Consider the following 18,246-nt stretch of genomic DNA (forward strand, 5'->3'; position numbering starts at 1 on the left):
TTCTTCCTTAAAAAGCGCCTCTAACTGATGAGCTAGAGGCGCGATACTTTTCATCGTTATATCAGTAGCACTAAGCCTGTTTCGGTACTGCCACTTTATGAAACAAACGATACAACACTGGCACGACAATCAGTGTCAGGACTGTCGCAAAGCCCAAACCAAACATAATCGTAACCGCCATTGGTTTGAAGAAAATATCTGGTAATAGTGGGATCATACCAAGGATCGTCGTGATTGCAGCCATACACACAGGACGAACACGGCTTACCGCAGCATCAACGACCGCATCATAAGCCTCTTTACCCGATTTCATTTCTATTTCAATTTGGTCCAGTAATACGATGCCATTTTTGAGCACCATTCCCGATAAGCTTAAGAAGCCGAGCAATGCCATAAAACCAAACGGCGTGTTGAGTGCCAACAAACCGGTGGTGACACCAATTAACGCCAGCGGCACGGTAAGCCAAACAATGAGTGGCTCTTTGATAGAGTTAAATAGGAATACGGTGATCAAGAACATGAACAAGTACCCCATTGGCATGGTAGTAAACAGCGACTCTTGAGCATCACCAGAAGATTCGTATTCACCACCCCACTCTAGTGAATAGCCAGGAGGCATTTGAATCGCTTCGATTTGGGGCTGTAAACGTTTTTGCAACGTCGATGCGGTTTCTTCACCTAGAATATCAGGGTCTGCCATCACAGTTAGCATACGCTTACGGTTCTTACGTACGATGATAGGATCCTCCCAACGCATGTCGTAACCCATTGTGACTTGTTGAAGTGGGATAAACTCACTCTGTGCTGGACTCCATATTTTCATGCCTTCAATGTTACGAATATCAATGCGTTCATCTTCAGGTAAACGAGCCACGATAGGCATGAGCGTCGTGCCGTCTCGGTAGAGGCCTATTGTCATTCCAGAGAATGACATGGACAAGAAGTCATCGACGTCCGATTTGGTAATGCCATAGCGACGTGCCTGACTCTCGTTAAACTGAGGTTCAAGAACTTGGGTTCGTTCACGCCAATCATGCCTGATATTTGTTGCCTGAGGATCGGCGTACATGATGTCCTTGACCTGAGCGGCTATCGTACGAAGGACGGTTGGATCAGAACCAATAATGCGCGCTTCAATTTTTGCACCACCACCAGGGCCTAACTCAATCTGTTTGAGCTTGTAATTGATTTCTGGGTAATTGGCTTTTAAATACTCTCGAAACTTCGCCATTAATGGTTTTAACGCTTCGTAATTTTCCATACGAGTGGTTATCTCACCATAAGCCGCATAACTTTTCTCTGGCGCGTACGTTAACATGAAGCGCTGTAAGCCTTTACCCGCGGTCGTCGTGATATGGTCGACATGCTCTTGCTTGGCTAACCAACTTTCTAGCTCTTTAAGCGTTGTGTTGGTGGCACGAATATCAGTTCCTTCCGGCATCCATACATCTAACTGAAAAATAGGCGTTGTCGACGATGGGAAAAACGCTTGCTTCACAAAAGTAAATCCATAAACACTTGCCGCTAATCCCGCAATCAGCACCACAACGGTAAACCAAGCACGGCGCATACAGAACTGGAGAAACTTTTTATAAATAACGAAAATAACCCCGTTATATGGATCATTTTCTTCCCCTTCACCTTGTTTAATCTTCTGGCCTTTAAAGAAGATGTCAGCAAAGAATGGTGTCAACGAGATAGCGGTAAACCAACTCAACATCAATGAGATCAGCAGAACCGTAAACAAAGTGCCACAGTATTCACCCGTCGAGTCTTCAGACAGTCCAATGGGCGCAAATGCAGTTACCGCAATCACAGTTGCCCCAAGTAATGGCCACTTGGTTTGGGTAACGATATCAGTCGCCGCTTGGAGTCGAGTTCGCCCTTTTTGGGTACCAATCAAAATCCCCTCCACCACGACGATTGCATTGTCCACCAGCATACCTAACGCGATAACCAAAGCACCTAATGAAATCCGCTGCAAATCTATCGCGAGATACTTCATGAAAATGAACGTACCCAACACCGTCAGCAGTAAAATTAAACCGATAAGCAGACCTGAACGTAGCCCCATAAAGAACAGAAGTACGATAATGACGATACCGACAGCTTGAGCCAAGCTGACAACAAAACCGCTAACCGATTTATCCACCTCTTTAGGCTGACTGTAAATTTCGGAAATTTCGATACCGACAGGTTGTTGGTACTTTAGCTCTGCAAGGCGATGATCAAACGCTTTTCCGACTTCAACGACATTGACGCCTTCAGCAAAAGAAACACCCACGTTTAGTGCGAGGCTGCCGTTAAAATTAATAATATTATTCGGGACTTCTACATAACCACGTTTTATTTCCGCTACATCTTTCAAGAAGATGAGCCCCTGAGCTCCCGACTCAGTAATCAACAAATCGCCTAGCTCATCCACACTCTGGAATTCGCCAGTCGGCTGAATTCTGATGTACTCGTCACCAATTCTGATCGCCCCTGCGTCAGAAACCACGTTTTGCGTCGAGAGAAGATTAAAGACCGTATCGGGGGAAAGTCCTATACTGCTCAGCTTTTTCATCGATACTTCGATGAAAACTTGCTCTTGCTGTTGCCCGGATACCGAAACTTTACTCACGCCATCAACCAGTTCGAGCTCTCGGCGTAAGTAATCGACGTAATCCAGTAGCTCTTTGTAGCTATAACCGTCGCCAGTCACCGCTAACAAAATCCCGTAAACATCACCAAAATCATCGATCACTTGAGGTTCATTCACACCCGGAGGCAACGTCCCTTTAAGGTCATTCACTTTACGGCGTAACTCATCCCAGATTTGTGGCAGATCATCAGGGCCATAATTGTTCTTCATTGTGACTGTGATTTGCGATAATCCTCGGCTAGAAATCGAATTCACTTCATCAACATAAGTAAGCTGCTGAATCGCTTTTTCGATCGGATAAGTCACTTCTTCTTCGACTTGTTGCGGCGTCGCACCAGGATAAGAGGTCACCACCATGGCATCTTTGATGGTAAAAGCAGGGTCTTCAAGACGCCCTAACCCAAAGAATGCAGCGATACCACCAATCAAAAAGATCAGTGCGACCATCCAGCTGATGACACGATTTCGGATGAAGTACGCAGCAATACCGGTCACATCATCATCACTTTGAGGCACTGATTTATTAAGATCGCTCATAGACCGGCCTCCTGCGTAGCCATTTCCTGTATCACTTCCACTTTCATGCCATCCCTTAACCGAGAAACACCGGCAATCACAACTTTGTCTTTCAGCATGAGACCATCAAGGATTTGAATGGATGTTTTAGATGCTTTACCTGCTCGAACCTGTCTGCGCGATACCGTATTGTCATCATTCAGTACCCAAACAAATTTGTTTTCCCGCCCCAGCTCGTCACCGTCCGCATTGAAAATGGCTTCAATAGGAACATTAATTCCTAAATTGAGATCCAAGCCAACGTTCTTATCTTTGGAGGTCACCTCAACTGCCATCCCATCTAGGATGTATTCTTCTTCCGGCATAGGAAGCGATAATGTGACGGTAAACGTGCCTGTGGTTGGGTCTGGCTCAGTCGTAAATTCTTTCACGGTCGCGTTGTACTCGTTACCACTAGGGACGCGCACCAATGCTTTTATCGCGGTAAGTCTTTCTTCCGTTGGCGGTTGGTTAACATAGAGCCGGTCTGGAAGTTGAATCAGCACCTCTACTCGCTCCAAACTATGAATATTGACGATATGCTGTCCGACTTGGACACTTTCGAATTGCTCGATATTAACTCGAGAAATGATCCCATCCACAGGCGCTTTTAAGGTAGTAAATGATAAACGGAGTTTCGCTAACTTAAGCTCAGCCAGAGCGATTTGTCGTTGTGCTGCAATTTCATCAAACTGAGACTTAGCTAATAGGCCTTTATCAACCAAAGGACGTGAACGGCGATACTGACTGTCAACAACAGAAAAACGCGCACTCGCATTATCTACATCCAACTCATAGTCCGTAGGGTCCAACGTTGCGATAACATCACCCTTCGTGACTTTATCGCCCTCTTTTACCATGATGCGGCTGACTTCTCCTGCCACTCGGAAACTCAAATGAGAGCGATCCGCTGCATTCGCAACCGCAGGGAAATATAAGTTGTCATCCACCCGATTTCCCGCTAATGAGGTAACTCTTACACGCGGTGTCTCAAGAGCTTTTTCTGGTGCCTTATCGCCACAACCAACAAGAAGAAACGTTGAAAATAATGCCGCTAGAGAGATGGTTCCTTTCATATTACAACCCTCTTTCCTTAATCCAGGCTCTTACCTTAATTCCGGGTTCAATTACACTAACACCAGAGATAATGATTTGATCGCCATCGTTAAGCCCAGCTAACACTTGGTTTTTGTCATTCATCTCAATAGCGGCTTTGGACACAATGCCTTGCTCATCAACACGCCAAACGTATGTTTTGCCGTTCTCTTCTAGCAGCGCGGAATTAGGAATTTTTGTTGCACCAGCATTTTTAGATAGGAGGTAAGCATTGCCAGACATGCCCGGTAAAAGGCCTATTTCTGATGGTCGCTCCATAACCATAGTGACTTTGTAACTACCGGTTTTAGGATCGGCTTCTGTATCGATTTCTTGAAAGGTCAAGTCAAATGACTGCTCGGGGAAAGCGTCAAAGACCATTCTGGCAGAGACATCGCTCCCCTGCGTGTAACGGTTTAGCAGATAGTCAGGGACTTGGAATATCACCTTAAGCAGTTGGTTGGATTGGATATTCATCACGCCTTCTTTTGCGGCAACATACTCATGGTTTTCTGCTGGAATATACGAAATCGTACCATCATATGGCGCGACAAGTTTGGTATACCTTAAATTTGCCTTTGCTTGATTCCACTGAGCTTTGGCTGAGTTGTGATTCGCTTTTGCCTCATCAAAGTCTTGTTCGGATACCACTTGGTCTTTACGTAGCTTTTGGTATCGCTTGTACTGCACGTCTGCGAGCGCGAAATTTGCCCGAGCTTGCTGTTCAAGCAGAGAATATTCATCAGGGTTTAATGAAGCCAATACATCGCCTTTGCTGACGACTTGACCCTCATTCACCTCAATCGTTTGAAGAAGTCCAGGAACTCGAAACGTCAGTACCGCTTTATCACCAGCTTCCGTCGTGGCAGGAAAGTGTCGTTCAAATTGGGCATTGCCAACAGATACTGTAAATAGCTTTGCGGGGCGGGATTCAGGTTCTGGAACAGGGGGAAGTTCTTTACCACACCCCGACAACACAGCCGAGATGGCGACAGGAATGAGCAATCTTCTCATTACATTCATCCATAAAAAATTAAGGGATTATTTTTAAAGTAGATGAATTCTGGGCGAACTTCCAGAGTTGAAAAGATTAATAGTGCTTTAAAATTAGTAATTTGTGACAAAAAAGCAGGCTTTGCACCTGCTTCGTTTAAATCTTCTTTGGATGCGGAGTGTTTAGAGCTTACTGAACTCCCGATTCACCCTATATGTATCAGACGTAACATACGCTTCCATGTTACGGATTTTGCCATCAAGACGGTCAAAATCGCGTTCCAACACACTGAGCAATTGGTCCGGACTTTGTCCTTTCTGCCAAGGCTTACTTTTAAGTGTGTGCTCTTGTTGCGCTCGGATATTTTCAGAATACGTCACTGGTTGCTTTTCTAACATAAACGCCATCGCGACGTATGCTAACAACACCAAAAACGTACCGCCCAACAGAGCTGCAGAAATCACTACAATACGAATCAACCAAACCTCTGCACCAAAGTAGTTGGCAATTCCGGCGCAAACACCGGAGATTTTACCATTTACTGGGTCACGATACAGCTCTCGATTAGTCATACTTGCGTCTCCATGTTGGTGACTCAGCATCCAAGATGCGCTCCAATGTATCAACTCGGGACTGCATCGCTTCCGCTTTTTCAGATAGTACCTGAAGGCGCTCTAAATCTTGGCTCGACAGTGCACTATCCGTTTTGCGTTTACTGCGATAGTGTAAGAAGAGCCATAGAGGAGCGACAAAGATCAGAAAGACAATTGCTGGTCCTGCAAATAAAAATGTCGACATAAATGGCTCCTTTATTATTTATCTTTCGATGACATCTGTTCTTTCAGTTTTGCCAACTCTTTTTCGATTTCGTCTTGAGCTTGAAGCTCTGCAAACTCTTGCTCTAGCGATTTTGCATTACCAGTTTGTGCGTACAAATCTGCTTCTGCTTCCATTTCATCCACTTTACGCGAGTACTGCTCAAACTTCGCCATCGCTTCATTAGTACGGCTAGTGTGCAGGTGTTTTTGCACATCACGACGGTTAGAGGCGGTTTGGTTACGAATTGCTAGTGCTTGCTGTTTTGCACGCGTTTCTGCAATTTTGCTTTCTAACTTACCGATCTCGCCTGTAAGCTTGTCGATCGTTTCTTCTACTAACGTCTGCTCAGTGTGAAGGCCTTTAATCACTTGCTCAAGCTTTTGCTTTTCAATTAATGCTGCACGAGCCAAATCTTCACGCTGTTTTACCAACGCTAGGCTCGCTTTTTGGCTCCATTCGCCAATTTGCTCTTCTAACGTTTCAACTTTACGAGCCAACTCTTTTTTGTCTGCAATCGCTTTAGCCGAGTTAGTACGAACTTCAACAAGTGTGTCTTCCATTTCTTGAATGATAAGACGGATCATTTTTTCAGGATCTTCCGCCTTGTCCAGCAATGCACTGATGTTTGAGTTAACGATATCTGCAAATCGAGAAAAAATACCCATAACGGAACTCCTCTTTTTTCCTATTAAAACTCGACAAGGTGGTGATTGACCTTGCGTCTCCCTGAATACATTACAAGTAGCATGCCAACTTAAAATTACATTTAAAATCAGCAATTTATGCATTTTGTTGTCGTTATGCACTATTATGCTATGATGTTTTTCACCAACTGTTGGTGAAATTCACCAACTCCATATGTAAATCATGGCTCGGCTGTTAAATAAGAAGGACTTTATGAAGCAAAACCTGATTGGTGAATCACCTGCTTTTCTCGCCGTACTAGATAAAGTATCACAACTTGCGCCTATTGAGCGTCCAGTCCTCATTATCGGTGAACGAGGAACGGGTAAAGAACTCATCGCTCAGCGTTTGCATTATTTATCAAGACGTTGGGATAAGCCACTACTATCACTCAACTGTGCGACCTTAAGCGAAGGACTAATAGATTCAGAGCTATTTGGTCATGAGTCCGGTTCTTTTACAGGCTCTAAGGGCAAGCATAAAGGACGTTTCGAACGCGCCGAGGGCGGCACTTTGTTTCTTGACGAACTGGCCACCGCACCACTTTTAGTTCAAGAAAAGCTGTTGCGTGTCATCGAATATGGTGAATATGAACGAGTTGGCGGTCATACCGCTCTCAATGCGGATGTTCGACTTGTTTGTGCAACCAATGCGGACTTACCAAAATTGGCGGAGCAAGGGGATTTCCGTGCGGACTTACTCGATCGTTTAGCGTTTGACGTCATCATGCTGCCTCCTCTTCGTGAACGAAAGGAAGACATCCTGTCTTTAGCAGAGCACTACGCGATGAAGATGTGCCGTGAACTTCAGCTCGAATATTTTGTCGGTTTTACCTCAAAAGCACAGCATTCGCTTCTTGAATATGAATGGCCAGGTAATGTCCGTGAACTAAAAAACGTGATTGAACGTGCTATTTACCAACATGGTCTCAGTGCCGATCCAATTGATGAACTGATTTTCAATCCTTTTGAAACAGTTTGGAATAACACGCTTGGTCATAATGCCGAGCAAGCCGAACAGCAGCAAGAGGAGGAAGCACCAAGCAGCGCAGTTCAATTCCCTCTAGACTATAAACAGTGGCAAGAAGAGCAAGACATCCACTTACTCAATCGCGCATTGGAAGAGGCCAAGTTTAATCAACGACAAGCAGCCGAGCTACTTGGTTTGAGCTACCACCAATTACGAGGGATGGTTAGAAAATATGGTTTAGTCGGGCAAAGCTAGCTGGGTCGAAGGTGCTTGATCGGTTAGCGAGCGAGAGACAGCGCTCTAATTTGTATGTCTTTCAAGCATAACACCTTACAGTGTATGGATTTTATGTTTGGAGCGAGTTCACAAAGGTGATAAATTAGCGAGATCATTTTCGCTTGTTAGCTCTGAAAGAGTAAGATCAAATGAAACAAGCAAGATCCAATGAACATTTCATATTATGAATGCTTTTATAAGATTATCGCTGAGCCTTATTGGGATTAGCCTACTGACCGCTTGTGGTGATGAAATTGACCACAATGACATTCGCAAAGCTGGCTTTGTGTTTTGCGGACAAGGTAAGCCAACCACGTTTAACCCTCAGCTTATTGATAGCGGTATTACCGCAGAGGCACTGAGCCCGCAGTTGTACGATACGCTGCTCACGCTCGATCCTAAATCACATCAGCCAGTAGCAAATATCGCTGAGAGTTGGTCTGTGAATGAGTCAGGAACGGAATACACATTTAAGCTTAAACGTAATGTTCAATTCCAAACCACGTCCTGGTTCACTCCCACTCGCCCATTGAATGCAAAGGATGTGGTATTTAGCTTCAAGCGAATCATTGATGTAGACCATCCTTTTCACCAAGTAGGTGGTGGTTTTTATCCATGGTTTGCAGGGTTAGATTTTCAAAACCTGCTGCAAGACGTGACTGCGATTGACGAGCATACGGTAAGGTTTACCTTATCTCAGCCAAATTTTTCCTTCTTGGCAAATATTGCCACCAGCCATGCTGTCATATTGTCTGCGGAGTACGGACAGCAACTGGCAGCAAAAGATCATAAAGAAGAAATCGACCAACTTCCTATCGGTACCGGCCCATATCAACTAAAAGAGTACCAAGTGAACGACTTGATTCGTTTGGAACGTCACTCTAACTACTGGAAGTCACCCGCGAAAATGGAACAAGTGGTGTTCGATATCTCTCATCGAGGCACTGGTACCTTGGCGAAACTTTTAAGAAACGAGTGCGATGTGCTCTCTTCGCCTATTTCGAGCCAAATACCCGTTATTCAAGAAAATGACAATCTTGAGCTAACTGCTACGCCAGCCAACAACGTATCCTTTATTGCGATCAACACTGAAACGACGGCACTGAGTGATGCTCGCGTCCGCCAAGCACTTAACTTAGCGATTAACCGTCAGAATATTTTAGATTCGGTTTACTACGGAACTGGCTCGCAAGCTTATACATTGCTACCGCCTAATTCATGGGCCTATCAAAAGGACAGCGTAAAAATTCGTTATGACCGTAACTATGCATTAGCACTACTCCGTGATGCTGGCTATGAAGACGGTCTAGAGCTGACCATGTGGGTACCACTTGAACCACGCGCCTTTAACCCAAGTCCTCGCAAGACCGCGGAGCTAATCCAAGCGAATTTTGCCGATATTGGGGTTGAGTTAACGTTGCTAACCGATGATAGATTCGAACGTGTGGATTTAGAGAACATCAATGACATCGATTTACTTTTAACTGGCTGGATTGGCGATACCGGGGACCCTGACAACTTTTTCCGCCCGTTATTATCTTGTGAGTCTGATCGCGTTGGCCTCAACGTATCGATGTGGTGTAACGATGATTTCGATTTCTTGCTCGATTTGGCATTGGAAACCCAAGAACCGCGTTACCGTCTGAACCTATATCGCCAAGCGCAGAACATTTTAAATCAAGAATTCCCGGTAATTCCTCTGGCACATGGTGTGCAATTCCGTGTTCACGACAAATCACTGACAGGCTTCAAATCAAGCCCTTTCAATGCCCAACCGTTTGATAGAGTTGAGAGAATTCACTGATGTTTTGGTATACCGTTCGACGCTTTAACCTATTTTTCATCACTTTGATGATCCTCACGTTAGTGGGCTTTTCTCTGCTGCGCCTTGACCCTCTCTCGCACTGGGCAAACGTTGATTTTTGGTCTGGTTGGCAAACTTACTTAATCAACCTTTCTCAGCTTGATTTTGGCATAAGTAAAAACGGCAACGCGATTTATGACGAGCTCGCCGTCGTATTCCCTGCCACTTTGGAACTGTGCTTTTTTGCCTTTTTGGTGTCCCTTTTGATCGGCATTCCACTTGGAACCGTGGCTGGGATGAAGCAAGGTAAATGGCTCGACACCAGCATTTCATTCATGTCGATGTCTGGTTATTCCGCCCCAATTTTTTGGGTGGCTTTGTTACTTATCATGGTTTTTTCATTGGAATACCAACTCTTTCCCGTGGCAGGACGATATGACCTGCTTTACGAAATTGATCATGTAACCGGATTTGCCATTATCGACGCATTCATGGCGAAAGGTGAATACCGCGCTCACGCACTGCAAAGCGTCATTGAGCATATGGTGCTGCCATGTTTGGTGCTTGCTTTGGCTCCAACCACGCAGGTTGTCGGACTAATGCGTTCTTCGGTGGCGGAAGTGATGAGCCAAAACTACATTCGTGCAGCGAGAATCAAAGGTCTCTCTAACCGCGAGATCGTAACTCAACATGTCTTGCGTAATGCGATACCGCCTATCATCCCCAAAGTCGGTGTTCAGCTTTCCAGTATGATTACCTTGGCTATCATCACTGAATCTATTTTTAACTGGCCAGGTATTGGTCGTTGGTTGTTAGATGCATTGGCAAACCAAGATTATGCATCAATCCAAGCTGGCGTGATGGTACTTGCGACTTTGGTTCTCACCGCTAATATTCTCTCTGATTTGATTGGCGCGATGATTAACCCTCTAGTTCGAAAGGAATGGTATGCTAACAAATAACGTTTATCAGGAAGAACGCATTCCAACTCAGTTTGAGCGATTTTGGCGAAGTTACCGCGCCAACGGGCTAGCCATGTTTGGCCTATGGTGCTTGGTATTTATCGTCCTAATTACCATTTTTGCGCCACTGCTTGCGCCGTTTGATGCCCAAGCACAGTCAGGCGAATTGCTTGTGCCGCCATCATGGGCCCCAGCTGGAACAGTTGATTACTTTTTGGGAACCGATGACTTAGGCCGAGACATTCTGTCACGCTTGATCATGGGCTCTCAACTTACATTTGGTGCAGCCGTTGCCATCACTGCGATTGCCGCGGTCGTAGGTTGTTTGATTGGCGTATTAGCAGGTATGACGAAAGGCTTACTCTCAAGTACCCTCAATCACTTGCTCGATACTGTAATGTCGATTCCCTCGTTGTTATTAGCGATCATTTTTGTGGCATTTCTAGGTTTTGGTGGGTTCAACATTTTACTCGCGATCTGCTTGGCATTGATTCCGCGTTTTATTCGTTCTGTTTATATCGCAGTCCACACCGAAGTTGAAAAAGACTACATCATGGCAGCACGTCTTGATGGCGCGAACGATTTCTACTTGTTGTGGAGTTCAATTCTTCCCAACATATTGACGGTTATTGCTGCTGAAATCACGCTCGCGCTCTCTGCTGCGATTTTAGATATTACTGCGCTGGGTTTTCTTGGCTTAGGCGCACAAGCACCAAGTACTGAGTGGGGAGCGATATTAGGTGACTCTGTCGAGTTGATTTATATTGCACCTTGGACCGTAACCCTACCCGGCCTAACCATCATGTTTACCGTTATTACCCTAAACTTAGTAGGTGAAGGTGTACGTCAAGCGCTTAATGCGGGGATCGAATAATGCCGTTGTTAGATATTCGACATTTGACTATTGAGATTGAAACCCCTCAAGGGTTGGTCAAAGCCGTGGACCGAATGAGCCTAACTTTGAATGAAGGCGAAATTCGTGGTCTTGTAGGTGAGTCTGGTTCAGGGAAAAGCTTAGTTGCAAAAGCGATTGTCGGGGTAAGTAAAGATAACTGGCGCATTACCGCGGACCGTATGCGCCTTGGCAATATTGACTTGCTTCAGCTTACGCCAAAAGAGCGTCGGCGCGTCATTGCTCGTGATATTGCGATGATTTTCCAAGAGCCTTCAACTTGTCTTGACCCTTCAGAAGAAGTGGGACGTCAATTGATCGAGTCCATTCCATCTCGTGCGTTTGAAGGGAAATGGTGGGAGCGATTTAAATGGCGTAAAAAACAGGCCATCGCGCTTCTGCATAAAGTAGGCATTAAAGATCACAAGCGTTTAATGGGTAGCTATCCTTATGAACTGACCGATGGTGAGTGTCAAAAAGTCATGATTGCCATGGCGATAGCGACCAAACCAAAGTTGCTGATCGCAGATGAACCAACCAACGACTTAGACCCGATTACCCAATCGCAAATATTGCGTTTATTGAGCCGTATGAACCAGCTCAATAACACGACCATTCTGCTTATCGGTCACGACTTAGCGACCATCACACAATGGGCGGGCCGCATTACGGTAATGTATTGTGGTCAGTCGGTAGAGTCTGCCGATACCAGTAAAATCATTGCGGCACCCAAGCACCCGTATACAGATGCCTTGCTTAAAGCGATGCCAGACTTTAATGATTGGGTACCACACAAGCAAAAACTCCAATCCCTACCGGGATCGATTCCGCCATTGCAGCATCTGCCCATCGGTTGTCGACTCGGTCCACGTTGCCCGTATGCGCAGAAACAATGTGTTGAAATTCCACACACCAGACGAATTAAGAATCATAAATTTAACTGCCACTTTCCATTGAACACGGAGAAAAAGTCATGAGTGCGTTACTTGAAGTCGATAATTTATCGAAGCAGTTTGTTACGCGCTCCCGACTATTCAAACGTCAGGTTAATGAGGCTGTCAAACCGGTGAGCTTTACGTTGGAGCCTGGGCAAACTATCGGTTTTATTGGCCAAAACGGTTCAGGAAAATCCACTCTTGCCCGTATGCTTGCTGGTGTTGTAGAGCCAAGCTCCGGAGAGATCCGTGTGAATGGCGAACGGTTGGAGCACAAAGATTACGCGACACGCTGCAAGCTCATTCGCATGATTTTCCAAGATCCAAACACATCGCTCAACCCGCGTATCCAGATTGGCCGTATTTTGGAAGGTCCGTTAAAGCGAAATACCGACATGCCGCCAGATGCACGCATGCAGCGTGTGAAGAACACCCTACTCCGCGTCGGATTGTTGCCTGAACACGCCTATTTTTATCCACAAATGCTAGCGGCAGGTCAAAAACAGCGCGTGTGTTTAGCTCGTGCGCTTATTCTTCAACCTTCCATCATTGTCGCTGACGAGGCGTTAAACGGTTTGGATATGGCAATGCGCTCACAGATCATTAACTTATTCCTCGAGTTACAAGAAGAGATGGGATTGTCATTTGTGTATGTATCTCAACACATTGGCATTGTTAAGCACATTACTGACAAAGTGATGGTGATGCATGAAGGTGAAGTGGTCGAGTTTGGCGAAACTAACCAGGTACTCACTAGCCCAGAACATCCGATTACTCAACGCCTAGTCGAAAGCCACTTCTATAAGGCGCCAAGCCACCAAACAAAATAGCCTATTAAAGATGTCATCGTTCAAATGTAAAGAAGCCTGCGTTAAAGCAGGCTTCTTTATTGTATGGGTACTAATCAAAAAACTAACGGCGGCTCGCTTGTTTGCGCAGTTCAAAATCAAACTCATCAGGAAACAAAACCACCCCTTCTTCATTTTGATTTGGGAATACAACAACAGATAATTCGTCATCTTCTAGACCAGATGTCCAACGACTGTGCCACTTATTTAGAGAGATCGCTTCTGGATCGCAATCTTCCCAATCACCATTAGCCCATTGCAAAGCAAACTCTTCGTTTGGCCATACTGGTACACAATCATCATCTTCTGTATTTAACATGACACAGCCATGTTCATCTTTCAGAATCCAAACTTTACGATTCGCCACAATCTCTTTTACGCAGTACTTTAAACGTTGCTCTTCGTTGTAACGATTGATGGTATCCATCTGCTCTTGGGTCAGTTGCTCAGACATATTCGTCTCCTATTTCCCATAGAAAAATGCCCGCAGCTAGGCGGGCATTTAAAGTATATGCTAGAAAGTTAAGCTAGCTCAGTTTGAAGCCAAGGCCAACCTTGCTTCTTACGGCTTAGCGTGTTTTCCATCATTAGCATGCCGTCTTTTTCGTGCTTAACAAGCTTCTCAGCCCACTCACCTTTGTATAGAAGACGAGTTTGAGCAGTCGTGATGTCTGTTAGCATTACAGCAGCAAATGCAAGGTTATCTTTTTCGCAACGCGCTTCTAGATCCGCTTCTAGTGCTTCGATCATACCGTCAACTTGCTCTAGTGTTGCAAGCTCAACCTGACCTACAACTACGTCACGACCGTTGAATGGGTAACCTTTAAGGTCTTTCTCAACAAGCTCAGCCGCAGATAGACCTTCGATGTTTGTCTTAGCAATTAGAAGATCTTTAGTGAATGCGTCAACATCTTGTACGTCTGCGATTACCGCTAGCTCAGCAACAGCATCTTTGTCTTTTTGTGTACAAGTTGGAGAAGCGAAACCTACTGTGTCAGATAGAATTGCTGACATCATTAGCTTAGCGATTTGTGGAGTAATCGCGTGACCTTCAATCTTGAACATGTTGAATAGAACAGTGTTGGTACAACCAACAGGCCAGATCCATGCTTCCATTGGGTTTACTGTCATCACATCACCTAGGCGGTGGTGGTCAACAATACCCGCAATTTCAGCTTCTGCGATATCGTCTGGTGCTTGTGCTAGATCTGAGTAATCTACTAGCCAAACGGTCTCACCCGCAACTGATGTACGAAGCTCAGGAACTTCAGCGCCAGCAACTTCTAGGATGTGCTGAGTTTCACGGTTGATTTCGCCTTGGCGAATTGGCATAGCTTCAACGCCACGCGCTTTTAGAAGTTCAGTTGCAACGAGTGCACTACAAATACTGTCACTGTCTGGGTTCTTATGACCTACAACTAGAATCATGTTTCTTCCTATTCAAGTCAATTTTATACGCCACCTAATACAGTTAATTAGGGCGTGTTTGCTCACAAAGGCCGATACTTTACCTGATTTCAGAGAGTTTGACACGAAGAAAAGTTCACAATGCTATTGCGAATAAATCTCATTTACATATAATGATAATTATTCCTATTTGCATTTGAGTAAACGATGAACGCGACCCAATTTTTACACTCTGCACAACAGTTGTTTCAGCCTACTCAGTTTCGTTTAGCTTATAAGCGATTGCTGCTCCCTATCGTCATGCTCATTTTGCTAGGCAATGAAAATACACGTGACGTTGCCGTACAGACGCTATCCGACTCATTCTGGGCGGTGTCATGCTATGTTGCCGCCACCTTGGCAATTTATCATTATCTTTCAAACTTTATATCGAAAACCAATCGAATTACTGAGCTATACCATCGCTCGCGTAATCATCAGGTTTTCTTTGCTTCTTTATTGGGTGCTTTGCCTGGCTGTGGTGGCGCTATTGTTGTGACAACGCAATTTATTAGTGGTCGAGTAGGATTTGGTGCGATTGTCGCGGTACTTACTTCAACAATGGGTGACGCTGCCTTTTTACTTCTTGCCGCCAAGCCAAGTGTTGGATTAGGCGTGGTTGGATTAGGCATAATCGTGGGTACTCTTTCAGGGCTGGTCGTTAATGCTTTTCATGCTGATAACTTTCTGCGCCCAGAGCCAAAAGAAGCACCTCAGACACATGCTTGTTGCCAACACCAGACAGACCGACACACGCCTCTTGAACAACGTGCAATCAATCTGCAAGGCGCGTTTTGGAAATGGCTTATTGTACCTGCCAGCGTCGTTGCTGTGTTAATGTCTTTCCAAATCGATATTAATCAGCTGTTGTCTTTGCAGGACAATACCATTGAATGGCTGGGCGCTATCTTCGCGGTGATCACAATGTCGTTGTGGGCTATGACAAAAGAGCTCGGCGATTATCAGTCAACGGTCTCTGAAGATGAAAAAATTGTGGACTCGCACCCAATTCAAAAAGCGGCTCAAGACACAAACTTCGTCAGTGCTTGGGTGATCGTGGCGTTTCTGGCGTTTGAACTGACGACCTATTTTTCTGGAATCAATCTCGTAGAAACCTTTTCTCATTGGGGGATATGGATGCCATTAGCTGGCCTAGCCATTGGTATGCTGCCTGGTTGCGGACCGCAAATTTTAGTCACCAGCCTGTACATCTCTGGTGCAGCGCCACTTTCGGCGCAGCTGGCAAATGCGATTTCCAATGATGGTGACGCCCTATTCCCCGCCATTGCTATGGCACCGAAAGCCGCTTTGGTCGCGACTATTTATTCGTCCATTCCTGCTTTTATCGTTGGATACGGGTATTACTTTTTATTCGAGTTCTAACGCTCAGGACGTCAAAACAAGAAAGGAGCCACAGTAGGCTCCTTTCTTGTTTTTATAATCGAACGATTTGCTTCACGTTATGCCGTGACGATCGCTTTCGCATTTAGCCCTTTATCCACGCTCACCATTAATAACTGACAAGGTTCTTGGTTTAGCTTTTCTCCTGTCCAGTAATCATACCAATCCATCGGTTGATCAGACGTCAGCGTAAATTCCATCGCCCCGTAGCTGGCATAGTTAAACAAGCAGTGAAGGTCATTCTTCGTCGTTAGTTTTAAAAACGCATGATTTAAACTCAAAGCGGTGAACTTTGCTGACTCTTGGTTACGTTGTTGACGTAGCATGAGCTTAGCCAATGTCTTCTTTGCAAATGGCGTAATCTCAGGGAGCGGATCGCCAGACAGCAGCAAACCACCACACGCCAATAACACCGTGCGATGAAATTCATACTCTTCTCTGGATGCGGCTTGATTAGCTAATGACGTGAATGTCGCGCAATCCGGATCAATTTGCCACAGTTTTCGATGCTGCCAACTACGGTAAAAGGTTTCTTTGGCTATCTGCTCGAAACGACGACTATGGCGCTCTACGTCATCAGAAACACGCATTGCATCCACAAGCCCTAGAGATGGCCACATTGGCGCGTTGCAACCTAAAAGCCACGCATCACCAGCGCCTTTAGCAATCGCTTCCATTCCTAAGCGATACGCCTCAACGCCTGTAATACCAGATTGTTTACGCACACCTTTCAAGGTGCCCCAATAGTTCGCGTCTAGCTTGAACAATTCAACGCCCCACTCTTGTCTCATGACAGAGACCACATTCGTCAGATGGTCTTGCACTTCTGGATTTGAGGTATCGAGTATGTACCAAGGCGTGCAGCGCCAACCACCGTATGTGACATCTTCTGCTTTAAGTAAGCTTCCACCTTTGTGACGAACAAACCACTCTGGGTGTTGTTTGAAGATCTCCGACTCAGGTTGAGCAATAAAGGGCGCCATCCAAATCGCCGGCTTTTTGCCTTTTGCACGGATACTATGAATGAGCTCTTTCACACCACCAGAAAACTTATCCGATGGGATTAACCAATCGCCCATAAAGGCTTGATAGCCATCATCCAGAAGTACCCACTCTAGGTCTTCAAGCTTATCTTGCATGCAATCAACGTTCTGCATGATGTTTTGCTCTGTCACGTCTGCGTAGTAGGCATACCACGAACACCAACCGACAGGCGCACCTTGTGTCACACCTTGGCGAACAGGATGATGCTCTGCAATCATCTCTCCATAGATTTGATAAAGTTCAGACAGAGATTGGCCGCAGAGTACCGCCACGGATTCAAGTTGATTACTTTCCCAATCCGCCACTTGAGTAAACTCACCATCAATCGCGGCCGATAAAACCCAATGTCCATCACGCAGGACAACATCAAAATAGCCCGCAAAACGGTGACATGAAGTAAAGCCAAACAAGGTATAGCCAGCCGAGCCTTCCACCACTAAATAGTTGTAGTAACGCTTAGGCGCATCTTTGGGATAGATTCGATAAGAAGGGTTGTTGTCTGGACAGCGACCAATATCAACGGGATGGCTAACCGTTCCCGCTGTTTGCGCCAACATTTGGAAGCCATCGCCAATCACATTGGCCTCGTGCTCGTATAAAAACGGCATCTCGAACAACACTTCACGGTCGGTAAACGTTTTATTGTGAAGCCCAGCAAAAGAAAAATGTAATTGATTACCCTCAACTTCAACTTGGAGGTCGTTGTTATTCACAGTGATCTCAATGTGATTTGCCAATTGAATGCTCTGAGCCATAAAGAGTCTACTCACTTAATTATTATTGTTTAGCTTGGTTCATTATCCCCTGCTTGTCCCACCCAATTCGTTATCGACGTCACGAATCCTACTGTCGTTTAGCGTCACAAATTTATTATTGAG

At 45.3% G+C, this 18,246-nt stretch carries 16 protein-coding genes; 7 read left to right on the top strand and 9 right to left on the bottom strand.

The window, feature by feature from the left end:
* Positions 1-70: 70 nt before the first annotated feature.
* The 6 genes from vmeI to pspA all read right to left on the bottom strand — a co-directional run bounded on the left by vmeI (position 71) and on the right by pspA (position 6,772).
* Positions 71-3,181: an efflux RND transporter permease subunit VmeI gene (vmeI, locus tag FKN16_RS05190; protein WP_048626231.1), complete on the bottom strand. Its 3,111-nt coding sequence runs from the start codon at positions 3,179-3,181 to the stop codon at positions 71-73.
* Positions 3,178-4,275 (bottom strand): efflux RND transporter periplasmic adaptor subunit, encoded by a 1,098-nt coding sequence (locus FKN16_RS05195; RefSeq protein ID WP_170902159.1) that lies wholly within the window; start codon positions 4,273-4,275, stop codon positions 3,178-3,180. Before FKN16_RS05195 ends, vmeI begins: the two co-directional genes overlap by 4 nt.
* Before the next feature lies 1 nt (position 4,276).
* Positions 4,277-5,308: an efflux RND transporter periplasmic adaptor subunit gene (locus FKN16_RS05200; RefSeq protein WP_005393290.1), complete on the bottom strand. Its 1,032-nt coding sequence runs from the start codon at positions 5,306-5,308 to the stop codon at positions 4,277-4,279.
* Between the two features lie 162 nt (positions 5,309-5,470).
* Positions 5,471-5,860, bottom strand: coding sequence for an envelope stress response membrane protein PspC (pspC, locus tag FKN16_RS05205; RefSeq protein WP_012841944.1), 390 nt, complete (start codon positions 5,858-5,860; stop codon positions 5,471-5,473).
* Complete coding sequence (gene pspB / locus FKN16_RS05210) at positions 5,853-6,086, bottom strand: envelope stress response membrane protein PspB (RefSeq protein ID WP_046874790.1); 234 nt, start codon at positions 6,084-6,086, stop codon at positions 5,853-5,855. The genes pspC and pspB overlap by 8 nt, the downstream gene beginning before the upstream one ends.
* Positions 6,087-6,100: 14 nt before the next feature.
* Positions 6,101-6,772: a phage shock protein PspA gene (gene pspA, locus FKN16_RS05215; RefSeq protein ID WP_005393294.1), complete on the bottom strand. Its 672-nt coding sequence runs from the start codon at positions 6,770-6,772 to the stop codon at positions 6,101-6,103.
* A gap of 232 nt (positions 6,773-7,004) precedes the next feature.
* Between pspA and pspF the strand changes: the two genes are divergently transcribed.
* From pspF to FKN16_RS05245, 6 genes are all read left to right on the top strand, one after another.
* Positions 7,005-8,015: a phage shock protein operon transcriptional activator gene (gene pspF, locus FKN16_RS05220; RefSeq protein WP_005393296.1), complete on the top strand. Its 1,011-nt coding sequence runs from the start codon at positions 7,005-7,007 to the stop codon at positions 8,013-8,015.
* A gap of 205 nt (positions 8,016-8,220) precedes the next feature.
* Complete coding sequence (gene sapA / locus FKN16_RS05225; protein ID WP_005393298.1) at positions 8,221-9,840, top strand: ABC transporter substrate-binding protein SapA; 1,620 nt, start codon at positions 8,221-8,223, stop codon at positions 9,838-9,840.
* On the top strand, positions 9,840-10,802 hold the full coding sequence (locus tag FKN16_RS05230; RefSeq protein WP_046874787.1) for an ABC transporter permease subunit: 963 nt from the start codon (positions 9,840-9,842) through the stop codon (positions 10,800-10,802). Before sapA ends, FKN16_RS05230 begins: the two co-directional genes overlap by 1 nt.
* Complete coding sequence (locus FKN16_RS05235) at positions 10,789-11,676, top strand: ABC transporter permease subunit (RefSeq protein ID WP_005378123.1); 888 nt, start codon at positions 10,789-10,791, stop codon at positions 11,674-11,676. The genes FKN16_RS05230 and FKN16_RS05235 overlap by 14 nt, the downstream gene beginning before the upstream one ends.
* Positions 11,676-12,671 carry an oligopeptide/dipeptide ABC transporter ATP-binding protein gene (locus tag FKN16_RS05240; RefSeq protein ID WP_005378126.1) on the top strand — a complete coding sequence of 332 codons (996 nt, stop codon included), beginning with the start codon at positions 11,676-11,678 and terminating at the stop codon, positions 12,669-12,671. The genes FKN16_RS05235 and FKN16_RS05240 overlap by 1 nt, the downstream gene beginning before the upstream one ends.
* A complete protein-coding gene (locus FKN16_RS05245) occupies positions 12,668-13,459 on the top strand; it encodes an ATP-binding cassette domain-containing protein (RefSeq protein ID WP_170902160.1) in 792 nt (263 codons plus the stop codon). Before FKN16_RS05240 ends, FKN16_RS05245 begins: the two co-directional genes overlap by 4 nt.
* Before the next feature lie 82 nt (positions 13,460-13,541).
* Here FKN16_RS05245 and FKN16_RS05250 read toward each other — a convergent pair whose 3' ends face one another.
* Positions 13,542-13,931, bottom strand: coding sequence for a DUF2750 domain-containing protein (locus tag FKN16_RS05250; RefSeq protein WP_170902162.1), 390 nt, complete (start codon positions 13,929-13,931; stop codon positions 13,542-13,544).
* Positions 13,932-13,999: 68 nt separating this feature from the next.
* Positions 14,000-14,905 carry a manganese-dependent inorganic pyrophosphatase gene (locus FKN16_RS05255; RefSeq protein ID WP_005393312.1) on the bottom strand — a complete coding sequence of 302 codons (906 nt, stop codon included), beginning with the start codon at positions 14,903-14,905 and terminating at the stop codon, positions 14,000-14,002.
* Between the two features lie 186 nt (positions 14,906-15,091).
* Between FKN16_RS05255 and FKN16_RS05260 the strand changes: the two genes are divergently transcribed.
* Complete coding sequence (locus FKN16_RS05260; RefSeq protein WP_170902164.1) at positions 15,092-16,306, top strand: putative manganese transporter; 1,215 nt, start codon at positions 15,092-15,094, stop codon at positions 16,304-16,306.
* Positions 16,307-16,383: 77 nt separating this feature from the next.
* Here the strand turns inward: FKN16_RS05260 and FKN16_RS05265 are convergent, their stop codons facing one another.
* The gene (locus FKN16_RS05265; protein WP_170902166.1) at positions 16,384-18,123 is read right to left on the bottom strand and encodes an alpha-galactosidase; all 1,740 of its coding nucleotides are present in this window, start codon (positions 18,121-18,123) and stop codon (positions 16,384-16,386) included.
* Positions 18,124-18,246 lie beyond the last annotated feature (123 nt).

This window comes from Vibrio sp. 11-4(1), assembly GCF_013048625.1.
Taxonomy (GTDB): domain Bacteria; phylum Pseudomonadota; class Gammaproteobacteria; order Enterobacterales; family Vibrionaceae; genus Vibrio; species Vibrio diabolicus.

Excerpts from the sequence above, each read along its gene's own strand:
- vmeI (WP_048626231.1), bottom strand. The coding sequence starts at position 3,181 with ATGAGCGATCTTAATAAATCAGTGCCTCAAAGTGATGATGATGTGACC.
- FKN16_RS05195 (WP_170902159.1), bottom strand. The coding sequence starts at position 4,275 with ATGAAAGGAACCATCTCTCTAGCGGCATTATTTTCAACGTTTCTTCTT.
- FKN16_RS05200 (WP_005393290.1), bottom strand. The coding sequence starts at position 5,308 with ATGAGAAGATTGCTCATTCCTGTCGCCATCTCGGCTGTGTTGTCGGGG.
- pspC (WP_012841944.1), bottom strand. The coding sequence starts at position 5,860 with ATGACTAATCGAGAGCTGTATCGTGACCCAGTAAATGGTAAAATCTCC.
- pspB (WP_046874790.1), bottom strand. The coding sequence starts at position 6,086 with ATGTCGACATTTTTATTTGCAGGACCAGCAATTGTCTTTCTGATCTTT.
- pspA (WP_005393294.1), bottom strand. The coding sequence starts at position 6,772 with ATGGGTATTTTTTCTCGATTTGCAGATATCGTTAACTCAAACATCAGT.
- pspF (WP_005393296.1), top strand. The coding sequence starts at position 7,005 with ATGAAGCAAAACCTGATTGGTGAATCACCTGCTTTTCTCGCCGTACTA.
- sapA (WP_005393298.1), top strand. The coding sequence starts at position 8,221 with ATGAATGCTTTTATAAGATTATCGCTGAGCCTTATTGGGATTAGCCTA.
- FKN16_RS05230 (WP_046874787.1), top strand. The coding sequence starts at position 9,840 with ATGTTTTGGTATACCGTTCGACGCTTTAACCTATTTTTCATCACTTTG.
- FKN16_RS05235 (WP_005378123.1), top strand. The coding sequence starts at position 10,789 with ATGCTAACAAATAACGTTTATCAGGAAGAACGCATTCCAACTCAGTTT.
- FKN16_RS05240 (WP_005378126.1), top strand. The coding sequence starts at position 11,676 with ATGCCGTTGTTAGATATTCGACATTTGACTATTGAGATTGAAACCCCT.
- FKN16_RS05245 (WP_170902160.1), top strand. The coding sequence starts at position 12,668 with ATGAGTGCGTTACTTGAAGTCGATAATTTATCGAAGCAGTTTGTTACG.
- FKN16_RS05250 (WP_170902162.1), bottom strand. The coding sequence starts at position 13,931 with ATGTCTGAGCAACTGACCCAAGAGCAGATGGATACCATCAATCGTTAC.
- FKN16_RS05255 (WP_005393312.1), bottom strand. The coding sequence starts at position 14,905 with ATGATTCTAGTTGTAGGTCATAAGAACCCAGACAGTGACAGTATTTGT.
- FKN16_RS05260 (WP_170902164.1), top strand. The coding sequence starts at position 15,092 with ATGAACGCGACCCAATTTTTACACTCTGCACAACAGTTGTTTCAGCCT.
- FKN16_RS05265 (WP_170902166.1), bottom strand. The coding sequence starts at position 18,123 with ATGGCTCAGAGCATTCAATTGGCAAATCACATTGAGATCACTGTGAAT.